The sequence below is a fragment of the Polaromonas sp. P3_C2 genome (assembly GCF_056402675.1).
Genome location: NZ_JBFUGX010000056.1, coordinates 1 through 10,825 on the forward strand (window position 1 = coordinate 1; position 10,825 = coordinate 10,825).

A 10,825-nucleotide genomic window follows, 5' to 3' on the forward strand; every position below is an offset into this window, starting at 1 on the left:
GGTCGGCATATTGCGGGGGCGGCTGGTGGCGGCCGGATTCGACGGAGCCCCCACCGTTTCCGCCCTCACCGCCTCCGGTACCGGCGCCCGACCCGGAACCTGCGCCGCCGGTACCCCTGGCCCTGCTGGGGGCTGCACTCGCAGGGGTCTGCAATACGCGGTAGCTGGCGCCCTGTACGTTGGCAAGTTCCAGCTGGTTAACCAGGCGTTCGTAGACCTGCCCGAGTTCGCGCCCCAGAGGCTCGGCAAGATACCTGAGCCACAGCGAAACGATGGCCGGGCCCGCATTGCTTGCGGTGATCATTTCGCGCAGGGTCTGCGCAAACACTTCAGGGCGCAGCGGATTGAGCTCCGGGCGCACATTCGGCAGCCCCTGCACTGTGCTGATCAGTTTGTTGAGTTCGGCGAGGACGTGGTCGACCGCCGGCAGCACCAGCTGGAGCAGCCGTGACGATTCAATGGCCTGGGACACATCGTCGTCGTCGACGAGGGCGAAGCTGGCATAAGACAGGGCGGCGAAGGTGCTGGATGCGGCTGCGGCTGAAGCAGCGAGCTGGTCTGGAGATGCTGCCGGCGTGCGCACCGCCTGCACCGCAACAGCCACATTCGCCTTGAAATGCACCAGCAGGTCTGCCGGGTATTGCACGACCCAGACGGGCTTGTTTTGTTGAAGTCCCCGCCAGGCCGCCGCGAGTTCGTCGCGCTCGGCCACTTTTGGGCTTTGTGACTCGGCAATCTGCAGCCCCGCCACGGCGTCATCAATGCACCGTTCCAGCGCAGGCCGGGCTGCTTTGGCAGCCGCCTGAAGACAGGATTGAAGGACGTCAGGTTGCGAAGCCATCGAGGAGTTCGGGAAAATTGGTATTAATCACATTTGCCGGCCGGCTTGCAACCGATCTGTGGCCGGAGAGGGGGGAGACGCTAGCGTAAGGGCCAACCGCGATTTCATTGAAGTACTTGCAAAGTGTTTCACTTGGTTTCCAACGCATACATATGAATTACAGGGTTTTTGACACGGAACGGTCCGTAACCAGCCTTTAAATCCCGCGAATGGCGATGAGCGGCCGGTTTTGCAAGATCGGCGGCCCTTTGTAAAGGTCAGTTTGGCGCAACACCTCCGCAAGCTCAGGGGTTATCAACGCCTGACCGGCTGTCATTCGCCATGGGGGCGCACCGGCGCCAGCGGGTCGAACCCGGATTTTCAAGAGTATTTGGCCTGCAGGCCAATAACAGCTTGCGCCAACAGCTATCAATTCAGTAGCAAATTGACTCTGTCAGGCACAGGCTGCAGCAGGCGCAAGCCCCCGTCCGCACCCCTGCCGCAGACTTAACGGCACAAGCCGGCTTTTACCTTCAGCCGCCAGGCGTGCAGCAGCGGCTCGGTGTAGCCACTGGGTTGCTCCAGGCCCTTGAAGACCAGGTCGCACGCCGCCTTGTAGGCCGCCGACGTCTCGAAGTTGCCCGCCATTTTTTTGTAGAGGGGGTCGCCGGCGTTCTGGCCGTCGACCACGGCGGCCATCCGTTCAAAGGTTTCCTTGACCTGCGCTTTCGTGACCACGCCGTGCAGCAGCCAGTTGGCGATGTGCTGACTGGAAATGCGCAGCGTGGCGCGGTCTTCCATCAGGCCAACGTTGTGGATGTCGGGCACCTTGGAGCAACCCACACCCTGGTCGATCCAGCGGACCACATAGCCGAGGATGCCCTGGGCGTTGTTGTCCAGCTCCTGCTGCTTCTCGGCAGGCGTCCATTGGGCGTCGGGCGAGACCGGCACCAGCAGCAGCTCGGGCAGCAGGCGGGCGATTTCGGACTTCAGGTCGACCGTCTTCTCGATGTCTTTTTGCACCGCCGCCACATTGACCTGGTGGTAGTGCAGCGCGTGCAGCGTGGCGGCCGTGGGCGACGGGACCCAGGCCGTGTTGGCGCCGGCCTGCGGGTGCGAGATTTTGGCCTTGAGCATGTCGGCCATCAAGTCGGGCATGGCCCACATGCCCTTGCCGATCTGGGCGCGGCCGCGCAGGCCGCAGGCCAGGCCGACCAGCACGTTGCTGCGTTCGTAGGCGCTGAGCCACGGGCTGATTTTCATGTTGCCCTTGCGGATCATCGGGCCGGCCTGCATGGCCGTGTGCATTTCGTCGCCGGTGCGGTCCAGGAAGCCGGTGTTGATGAAGGCCACGCGGCTGGAAGCGGCGGCGATGCAGGCCTTGAGGTTGACGCTGGTGCGGCGCTCTTCGTCCATGATGCCGAGCTTGACCGTGCTGCCCGGCAGGCCGAGCATCTTTTCGACGCGGCTGAAGAGTTCGGCGGCGAATGCCACTTCAGCGGGGCCGTGCATCTTGGGCTTGACGATGTAGACCGAGCCCTTGCGCGAGTTCCTGATGCCGGCCTTGCCCTTGCGCTTGAGGTCGTGGATGGCGATCGTGGTCGTGACCATGGCGTCCAGGATGCCTTCCGGAATTTCCTTCGTGCTGCCATCCGCGGCGGTGTACAGCACGGCCGGGTTGGTCATCAGGTGGCCCACATTGCGCACGAACATCAGCGAACGGCCATGCAGTACCACTGCTTTACCCCTGGGTCCTTTCGGTGAGGTGTATTCACGGTCCGGGTTCAGGCCGCGGGTGAAGGTCTTGCCGTCCTTGGTCACGCTTTCAGTCAGCGTACCCTGCAAGATGCCCAGCCAGTTGCGATAGGCCAGCACCTTGTCGTCGGCGTCCACCACGGCCACCGAGTCTTCCAGGTCCATGATGGTCGACAGCGCAGCCTCTATCACCAGGTCGCTCACGCCGGCCGGATCCGTCTTGCCGATGGGCGTGCCGCGGTCAATGCGGACGTCGATGTGCAGGCCGTTGTGCTGCAGCAGCACCGACGACGGCGCGGAGGCCTTGCCCTGGTAGCCGATGAACTGGCTCGCATCTTCCAGCGCCGTTGTCTTGCCGCCTTTTAGCGTGACGACGAGCTTGCCGCCCTTGACCGCATAGGTGGTCGAATCGATGTGCGAGCCCTTTTTCAGCGGCGCGGTGCGGTCCAGCACATAACGCGCGTATTCGATCACCCTGGCGCCGCGCACGGGGTTGTAGCCTTTGCCTTTGGTGGCGCCGTCTTCCTCGGAAAGGGCGTCGGTGCCATAGAGCGCGTCATAAAGGCTGCCCCAGCGCGCGTTGGCGGCATTAAGCGCATAGCGCGCGTTCAGGATGGGCACCACAAGTTGCGGGCCGGCCTGTTTGGCGAGTTCAGCGTCCACGTTGGCGGTGGTGATGGTGACCTTCTTCGGCGAAGGCACGAGGTAGCCGGTTTTTTCGAGGAAGGCGCGGTAAGCCTTCATGTCTGCGATGGGGCCGGGGTTGGCCTTGTGCCAGGCGTCCATCTCGCACTGCAGGCGGTCGCGCTCTGCCAGCAAGGAGAGGTTCTTGGGCGCCAGATCGGCCACGATGGCATCAAAGCCCTTCCAGAAAGCGCCGCTGGCCACACCGGTGCCGGGCAACACCTCGTCTTCGATGAAACGGTAAAGCCCGGTGGCGACCTGCAGGCGGTGGCTGGAGGTGCGTGTGTTGGTTGTAGTGTTCATGGTGCGGTCCCTTTTCTCAAAAGCATCAGAAGAATCAAAAAAACTAAAAGACAAAAAATAGAACGAGCCTGCGAAATCAGTGCAGCGGCAGCGAGAGCACTTCGCGCAGGCTGCTGCCGGTGTACAGGGGCTGCGTGCCCAGCTCTTCAAACGGCAACTGGTAACGGTTGACCCACAGCGTCTGGTAGCCATACCAGGTAGCCGCCAGCGCGTCCCAGCTGTTGCAGCTCACGAAGGCGATCTGTTTCGCCTCCAGCCCGGTGGCTTTCAGCCCGAGCGCATAGGCTTCGGGAGCGGTCTTGTATTTGCGAATGCTGTCCACGCTGATGATGTGGTCCAGCAGGCCTTCAAGCCCTGCCGACTTGACGGCCACATCCAGCATGGAGGGATCGCCGTTGGACAGGATGCCGGTGGTGATGCCACGCGCCTTCAGCGCCTGCAGCACCTCGCGGTTTTCCGGAAACGCCGACAGGTGGCGGTACTGGTTCATGAGCTGCTCCTCACGGGCGGCATTCAAATCCAGCCCCAGGYGTTTGCACGCATAACGCAGGCCTGCGCGCGTGAGGTCCCAGAAGGGCCGGTAATGCGAGCCGCTATTGCTGATGGTCACCAGGCGCGTGTACTCAATCTGCTTGTCGCGCCACAGCACGCCCAGCGCTTCGCCTTTGCCCGGAAACAATTGCTCCGCCAGCAAGCCCACGCTGTACACGTCAAACAGCGTGCCGTAGGCATCAAACAACACGGCACGAAGCTTGGGCTGTGGGTTGGAGCGAGACTTTTCCATAAGCCTCTACTGTATTTGATACATCGAGCGCGATTAATTACCCAAGAATCGCTTTATCCATGACATTCATGCGCCTAATTGGATGACAAGCAGACATCAAAGTACTTTTCGTCATCGGCAGTGCTCGGGACGGCTCTACGGATTGGCACAGCTCTTGCATCTCATCTTGTACACAAGTATGGATGCTTTCAATTGGTGCACATCTCTTCATCGCCGAACTCTCCTCAATCGCTCGCTGCACCTGAGCAGGTGATGGCATCTGCAGGCACGGACGCCGGCAGGGCTCCCGAGGCCTGGATTACCAGGACATCGTCTTTCCCGACCGGCCGCGGCGGCGCGCTGGCCGGGCTCTCATTTGCGGCCAAAGACAACATTGATGTAGCGGGCCTGCCGACCACCGCCGCCTGCCCCGCTTTCGCCTACACGCCGACGGCGCACGCCGCCGTGGTGCAAAAGCTGCTCGATGCGGGTGCGCAACTGCTTGGCAAGACCAACATGGACCAGTTCGCCTGCGGCCTCAACGGCACACGCTCCCCCTACGGCGCCGTTCCCAACGCGATCAACCCGGCATATATATCAGGAGGGTCGAGTTCCGGCTCCGCCTACGTGGTGGCGACCGGGCAGGCGGATTTCGCGCTGGGCACCGACACGGCGGGTTCCGGGCGCGTGCCGGCGGGCCTGAACAACATCGTGGGCCTGAAACCCTCCAAAGGCCTTGTCAGCGCACGCGGCGTGGTGCCGGCCGCGCAGAGCGTGGACTGCGTCTCCATCTTCGCGCGCACCGTGGCCACGGCCGYCCGCGTGCTCGAAGCGGCCATGGGCTACGACCCGCTGGATCCCTACTCGCGCGTGCTGGCGATGGCCGACACCGCCTTGCCCGCAGGCTTTCGTTTCGGTGTGCCTTCAACACTGGGCTTCTGCGGCGACGCGCTGGCCGAGCAGGCTTTTGGCGAAGCTGTCACCCGCATGCAGGCCCTGGGCGGCGTGCCGGTGCCCATCAATTTCGCGCCGCTGGCCGAGGCGGCCGCGCTGCTCTATGAAAGCGCGCTGGTGGCTGAACGCTACACCGCCGTGCGCGATTTTTTTGACGCGCATGAAGAAGCGGTGATCGAGCCGGTGCGCAGCATCATCGGCGCGGGCAAACAATACAGCGCTGCCGACCTGTATGCAGCCCAAACAAAGTTACGCGCGCTGGGCCAGCAGGCGGGCGCAATGTGGCGTGACATTGATGTGCTGTTGCTGCCGACCGCGCCCACACACTACACGCTGCAGGCCATGCAGCGCGACCCCGTCACGCTGAACCGCCACCTGGGCACCTACACCAACTTCGTCAACCTGCTGGACTACGCGGCCCTTTCCGTGCCCAGCAGCCTGCGTCCTGACGGCCTGCCTTTCGGCATCACGCTGGTGGGGCTGGCGGGCAGCGACTGGCAACTGGCTGAGTTGGGGCAGCGCTATCACCATGCCACTGGTTTGCCGCTGGGCGCATTGAACGAAGCGCTGCCCGCACCCGCAGCGTTGCCAGGCATCCAGCCGGCGGCCACGGTCAGGCTGGCCGTGGTGGGCGCTCATCTTTCGGGCATGCCGCTGAACAGCCAGCTGACCTCGCGCGGCGCCACGCTGGTGGGCCCGGCACGCACCGCGCCAGACTACCGCTTTTACGCCCTGCCGGGCACGGTGCCGCCCAAGCCGGGGCTGCTGCGTGTGGCGGCCAATGAAGGTGCAGGCATCGCGCTGGAAATCTGGGAAATGCCGGTGCAGCACTACGGCTCTTTCGTTGCGCTGATCCCCGCGCCCTTGGGCATAGGCACGCTGGCGCTGGAGGGCGGCGGCAGCGTCCAGGGCTTCCTCTGCGAGGCGCATGCCCTGCAAGGTGCACAAGACATCACACACCTGGGCGGCTGGCGCGCTTACCTCGACTCACCGAAGCCAGTCGCGCAGGCGTGAAAGCTTTTCGTCCTCTTCATCAACCCATTCCTTCACCACTTATCCATCACCAGCAGGAGCATTTCATGAAGCCCGTTCCCACACCGTCATCCGCCCCCCACGGCCCGGCACGCCGCTCGCTGCTCAAGGCCACGGCCGCCGGCGCCACACTGGGCTTGCTGGGCATGCCCGCCTTCCTGCATGCGCAGGGCGGTCCCAAGATACGCATCGGCTACTGGCCCATCGCCGCCGGCCTGCCGTTCTACTCAGCCATCGAGCTGGGCTACTTCAAAGAGACCGGCCTTGACGTGGAGCCGCTCAAATTCGCCGGTGCGCAGCAGGTGATGGAGGCGGTGCTCTCGGGCCGCGCCGATGGCACCGCCAACGGCACCGGCTCGGCCAACATCGCCATCGGCGAGATCGCCCAGCCCGGCACCTTCAAGATCTTCTGCTCCAACCCCAGCAACGTGAAGAATGTGCTCGACGAGGTGATCGTGCCGGCGGCCAGTCCGGCCAAGGTGATGGCCGACCTCAAAGGCAAGCGCGTCGGCTCCGGCCCCGGCATCCAGAACGTGACGCTGGCCAAGACCGTGCTGGAGCGCGGCGGCGCTACCGGCGCGACCGTGGTCGAGCTGCCCATCGGCCAGCATGTGGCCGCGCTCGCCGCCGGCCAGATCGACGGTGCCTACACGCTGGAGCCCACCGGCACCATAGGCCGCATGAACGGCACGACGCGCGTGCTTGAAGCCGGCGTCATCGCGCGCTATGTACTGGGTGACCCGATGGCACCGTGGTTCGGCGGCTCGGCGTCGCTGTCTTCCGACTTCATCAAGAAGAATCCCGACGCGGCAAAAAAATTCGTCGCCGCCTACGGCAAGGGAGTGGCCTACGTGCGAAGCAAGTCGGTCGAGGCGCGCCAGTACCTCAAGGGCTACACCGCCATTGAAGGCCCGCTCACCGGCGAGGTGCCGCTGGCCGCCTACACCATGTACAACGAGTTCACCCCGGCCGACGTGGCGCACTTCCAGAAATTCTTCGACCTGTTCTCCGAAAAAGGCATCTTCAGTTCGCGCCTCATCGTAGACACCATGCTCTACAAGGGTTGAACACCATGAGTACCACCTCTCCCGTGACGGCAACGCCCGCCAAACCCTGGACGCCTCCGGCCGCGCCGGCGGCCGTCGTGCAGCGCAAACCGGCGCTGGACAAGGCCCTGCCCTTCATCGGCCCGGTGGCGCTCTTCATCATCTGGGACCTGGCCGTGCGCCTGGGCTTCATCAAGGCCATCCTGCTGCCGCCACCGATCGACGCGCTGGGCGCACTGCTCAGCGGCCTGGCTGGCGGGCCGCTCCTCAAGGACTTTGCCGTCACCGTGTGGCGAACGGTCCAGGCTTTCATGATCGCCGCCGCGGTCGGCATGCCGCTGGGCGTGCTGCTGGGCAGCAATGAAAAAGCCTACCGCAGCGTGGAATTCCTGATCGACTTCTTCCGCTCCACGCCGTCCTCGGCGCTGATTCCGCTCTTCCTGATGATTTTCGGCGTGTCGGACATCAACAAGGTGGCGATTGCCGCCTTCGGCGCGCTGCTGATCGTGGTCTTCAACAGCGCCTACGGCGTGATCAACGCGCGCAAGCAGCGTGTCATGGCGGCCAAAGTCATGGGCGCCTCGCGCTGGCAAGTGTTCAAGGACGTGTTGATCTGGGAAAGCCTGCAGCCGAGCTTTGTCGGCCTGCGTTCGGCGGTGTCCATGGCACTCGTCATCGTGATCGTTGCCGAGATGTTCATAGGCGCCGACACCGGCCTGGGCAACCGCATCATCAACTCGCAGCAGGTCATGAATGTGAAGGACATGTACGCGTCCATCCTGGCGGCCGGTGCGCTGGGGTATGCGCTGAATATTTTGTTTCTCATCGCCGAGCGCCGCATCGTGCATTGGAGTGGAAGATAAATGGCCCCCACGCTTTTCACTTCGTGTAATGCGCTTCCCCCCGAGGGGGCCGCTGCGCCTGCGGCCCGGCAAAGCCGGTTCCGCGGCCCCTGCTTGAAGGTGAGAGGCCTGCAGTCACTCACCACTGTGTTTACCCATGGATCCCACCGGAGTCCGACATGTCCGCTGTAATTAATGCTCCCGTATTCGCCGATGTCCCGGTGCGTGAATTCCAGCCCGGCCCGGCAGGCACGCACATCACCATACGCGGTCTGACCAAGTACTTTGCGGGCTGGCCGCTGTATGAAGACTTCAACCTGGACATCCCCAAGCACAAGATCGTCTCGGTCTTCGGGCCCAACGGCTGCGGCAAGTCCACGCTGATCAACATGATCGCGGGCCTCATCCCCATCGACGCGGGCGAAATCCTGTTCGACGGCAAGTCGCTCAAGGACACCAAGATCGGCTACGTCTTCCAGAACTACCGCGAAGCCATGTTCCCGTGGATGCGTACCATCGACAACATCGCCTACCCGCTCAAGCTTGAAGGCAGATCCAAGGCTGAAGTCGACAGGCGCATGGCCGAACTCGTGGCCTCCTTCGACGTGAAGTTCGACCTGAACCGCTACCCCTATGAACTCTCGGGCGGGCAGCAGCAGACGGCCTCCATCATGCGGGCGCTGGCGCCCAATCCGGAAGTGCTGTTCCTGGACGAGCCGTTCTCGGCGCTGGACTTCGAGATGACGCTGTTCATCCGCGAAAAACTGCAGGAGGTGTTCATGCAGACAGGCACTACCATGCTGCTGGTGTCGCACGACCTGGAAGAAGCCGTGTACCTCGCCGACCAGGTACTGCTGCTGACCAAGCGCCCGACGCGCGTCGCCGAAATCCTGCCCTACGGCGATGCGCGTCCGCGCACGGTGGAGACCTTGTCTGAAGCCAGCTTCATCCGCACCAAGAAACTCAGCCTGGAAATATTCCAGCGCGAAGTCAGGCGCTGAACCACATGACACCCGCGCAAATAGATGCCTATGTCGACGCCGCCGCGGCCGCGCTGGACTTGCCGCTGAATCCGGAACACCGGCCCGGTGTGCTGCAGTTCTTCGCGCTGGCCGCCGGCTTTGCCGCGCAGCTGCAGGCCGTGCCGCTGGACGCCCATAACGACCCGGCGCCGGTGTTTGTACCTGTTGAGCCTTCCGGCAAGGCTGGCGGATGAGCGACGCTGCCGAATGCCTGCGCGGCGATGCGATGGCCATGGCGCGGGCCGTGCGGACGCGCGAGGTCGGTGCAGGCGCATTGATTGAAGCCAGCCTCGCGCACATAGCCGCCACCAATGGCCGCGTCAATGCCTTTACCGAAGTCACCGCCTCGCGGGCACGGCAACGCGCGGCACTGCTGGACCAGCAGCTCGCCGTCGATGCGCCCGGCCTCGCAGCACAGCCCTTGCTGGGCGTTCCTTTTGCCGTAAAGAACCTGTTTGATATCCAGGGCCTGTCCACACTGGCGGGCTCGGCCATTGAACGCGGGCGAACGCCTGCCACGGCCGACGCACTGCTGGTGCAGCGGCTCGAGGCAGCTGGCGCCGTGCTGGTGGGTGCGCTCAACATGGACGAATATGCCTATGGCTTCACCACCGAAAACAGCCATGCCGGCCCGGCCCGCAACCCGCACGACCTCACACGCATCGCCGGCGGTTCATCCGGCGGCTCAGGCGCCGCAGTGGCTGCGGGCCAGGTACCGCTGACGCTGGGGTCGGACACCAACGGCTCCATCCGTGTGCCGGCCTCGCTGTGCGGCGTGTTCGGGCTCAAGCCCACTTTTGGCCGGCTACCGCGTACCGGCAGCTACCCCTTTATTTCCGGGCTGGATCACCTGGGGCCGTTTGCGCGTTCTGTGCGCGACCTGGCCCTGTCTTATGACCTCATGCAAGGCCCGGAGGCCGCCGGGCCATCAACCGTCCGCGACCCCGGCTGCGCACAGCGCACCGCCGAGCCGGCATTGCCATCGCTGGTGCAAGGCATGGGCGGACTGCGCGTAGGTGTGCTGGGCGGCTACTTCCAGGACTACGTCCAGCCCCAGGCCTGGGCCGCCGTGCAGCGTGTGGCCCAGGCGCTGGGCGCCCGCGAAACGGTGGCGCTGCCAATGGTCGAGGCGGGCCGCGCCGCTGCCTTCCTGATCACCAACGCCGAGGGCGGCGCCCTGCACCTGGACGACCTGCGGCGCCGCGCCGGCGATTTTGAGCCTCTGTCGCGTGACCGCTTTCTTGCGGGCAGCCTGCTTCCGGCTGCCTGGGTAGACCGCGCCCAGCGCGTACGCCGCCTTTATGCCCAGGCCGTGGCCGGACTGTTTGAACACTTCGATGTCCTGCTCGCCGCCGCCACCCCCTGCGCCGCCACGCCCATAGGCGCCGAGTGGCTGGAATTGAACGGCAAACGACTGCCGCTGCGCCCAAGCATGGGTTTGTTGACCCAGCCTTTTTCGTGCATAGGCCTGCCCGTCTGTGCGGTGCCGGTGTGGCCGGATGAAGGCCTGCCCGTAGGAGTGCAGCTCGTCACCGCGCCCTGGCGTGAAGACCACGCGCTGCGCGTGGCGGCCGTGCTGGAGGCAGCCGGCATCGCCCGCGCTC

Annotated in this window: 9 protein-coding genes; 6 read left to right on the top strand and 3 right to left on the bottom strand. The window is 64.3% G+C overall.

Going from position 1 to position 10,825, the window contains the following annotated elements:
- From AC1DWI_RS04340 to AC1DWI_RS04350, 3 genes are all read right to left on the bottom strand, one after another.
- Window positions 1-841: DUF1631 family protein (locus tag AC1DWI_RS04340; protein ID WP_477724429.1), on the bottom strand; the 841-nt coding region annotated here is incomplete at its 3' end.
- 486 nt (window positions 842-1,327) lie between these two features.
- Window positions 1,328-3,562: a malate synthase G gene (locus tag AC1DWI_RS04345; RefSeq protein ID WP_477670698.1), complete on the bottom strand. Its 2,235-nt coding sequence runs from the start codon at window positions 3,560-3,562 to the stop codon at window positions 1,328-1,330.
- A gap of 76 nt (window positions 3,563-3,638) precedes the next feature.
- The gene (locus tag AC1DWI_RS04350; RefSeq protein ID WP_477724430.1) at window positions 3,639-4,346 is read right to left on the bottom strand and encodes a haloacid dehalogenase type II; all 708 of its coding nucleotides are present in this window, start codon (window positions 4,344-4,346) and stop codon (window positions 3,639-3,641) included.
- Between the two features lie 252 nt (window positions 4,347-4,598).
- Between AC1DWI_RS04350 and atzF the strand changes: the two genes are divergently transcribed.
- From atzF to AC1DWI_RS04380, 6 genes are all read left to right on the top strand, one after another.
- Complete coding sequence (atzF, locus tag AC1DWI_RS04355; RefSeq protein ID WP_477724431.1) at window positions 4,599-6,293, top strand: allophanate hydrolase; 1,695 nt, start codon at window positions 4,599-4,601, stop codon at window positions 6,291-6,293.
- 65 nt (window positions 6,294-6,358) lie between these two features.
- Window positions 6,359-7,378: an ABC transporter substrate-binding protein gene (locus AC1DWI_RS04360; protein ID WP_477670695.1), complete on the top strand. Its 1,020-nt coding sequence runs from the start codon at window positions 6,359-6,361 to the stop codon at window positions 7,376-7,378.
- 5 nt (window positions 7,379-7,383) lie between these two features.
- Window positions 7,384-8,220 carry an ABC transporter permease gene (locus AC1DWI_RS04365; protein WP_477670694.1) on the top strand — a complete coding sequence of 279 codons (837 nt, stop codon included), beginning with the start codon at window positions 7,384-7,386 and terminating at the stop codon, window positions 8,218-8,220.
- A gap of 158 nt (window positions 8,221-8,378) precedes the next feature.
- Window positions 8,379-9,200: an ABC transporter ATP-binding protein gene (locus AC1DWI_RS04370; protein WP_477656435.1), complete on the top strand. Its 822-nt coding sequence runs from the start codon at window positions 8,379-8,381 to the stop codon at window positions 9,198-9,200.
- Window positions 9,201-9,205: 5 nt separating this feature from the next.
- Window positions 9,206-9,415, top strand: coding sequence for an AtzG-like protein (locus AC1DWI_RS04375; RefSeq protein ID WP_477670693.1), 210 nt, complete (start codon window positions 9,206-9,208; stop codon window positions 9,413-9,415).
- On the top strand, window positions 9,412-10,825 hold a 1,414-nt coding region (locus tag AC1DWI_RS04380; RefSeq protein ID WP_477724432.1), incomplete at its 3' end, for an AtzE family amidohydrolase. The genes AC1DWI_RS04375 and AC1DWI_RS04380, both read left to right, overlap by 4 nt.